Raw genomic sequence first — 1,031 nt, 5'->3', positions numbered from 1 at the left:
ATTGCAGTTGGACGCGCTCAACCCACGAGAGGCGTATTTGACGCTCTCGATGACTGGTTGAAACGCGATCGCTTCGTCTTTATCGGCTGGTCTGGGCTTCTGCTGTTCCCCTGCGCTTTTATGGCAGTGGGCGGCTGGATGACTGGCACCACCTTCGTCACCTCCTGGTACACCCACGGTTTAGCCACCTCCTACCTCGAAGGAGCTAACTTCCTCACCGTCGCCGTCTCCACTCCCGCCGACAGCATGGGGCACTCCCTCTTGCTGCTCTGGGGACCTGAAGCTCAAGGCGACCTGACTCGCTGGTTCCAAATCGGCGGTCTCTGGGCATTTGTCGCTTTGCACGGTGCTTTTGGTCTAATTGGCTTTTGCCTGCGTCAGCTTGAGATTGCTCGACTCGTCGGCATCCGTCCCTACAACGCCATCGCCTTTACAGGTCCGATCGCGGTGTTTGTGTCGGTCTTTTTGATGTACCCCCTGGGTCAGTCAAGCTGGTTCTTTGCGCCAAGCTTTGGCGTAGCGGCGATCTTCCGGTTTATTCTGTTCATTCAAGGCTTTCACAACTTCACCCTCAACCCCTTCCACATGATGGGCGTGGCGGGCATCTTGGGCGGTGCGCTGCTCTGTGCCATTCACGGGGCAACGGTGGAGAACACCCTGTTTGAAGACGGTGAAAACGCCAACACTTTTCGGGCGTTCAACCCGACTCAGAGTGAAGAAACCTACTCGATGGTGACGGCAAACCGATTCTGGTCTCAGATCTTCGGGATTGCGTTTTCCAACAAGCGGTGGCTGCACTTCTTTATGCTGTTCGTCCCGGTGACGGGGCTATGGATGGCATCGGTGGGCATCGTCGGTCTAGCGCTGAACCTGCGGGCGTACGATTTCGTCTCTCAGGAACTGCGAGCGGCTGAAGACCCAGAGTTTGAAACGTTCTACACCAAGAACATCTTGCTAAATGAGGGCATCCGCGCTTGGATGGCTTCTCAAGACCAGCCTCACGAAAAATTTGTATTCCCTGAAGAGGTTCT

The 1,031-nt window shown here is 55.7% G+C and carries 1 protein-coding gene; it reads left to right on the top strand.

From position 1 onward, the window contains the following. A partial coding sequence (gene psbD, locus A8707_RS26225) for a photosystem II D2 protein (photosystem q(a) protein) (protein WP_231948489.1) occupies positions 1-1,031 on the top strand: 1,031 nt, incomplete at both ends.

It is taken from the genome of Phormidesmis priestleyi BC1401, from assembly GCF_001650195.1.
Classification (GTDB): Bacteria; Cyanobacteriota; Cyanobacteriia; order Leptolyngbyales; family Leptolyngbyaceae; genus Phormidesmis_A; species Phormidesmis_A priestleyi_B.
Note: the sequence above shows the minus strand (reverse complement) of the source record. Positions and strands in the feature narration are given on the sequence as shown.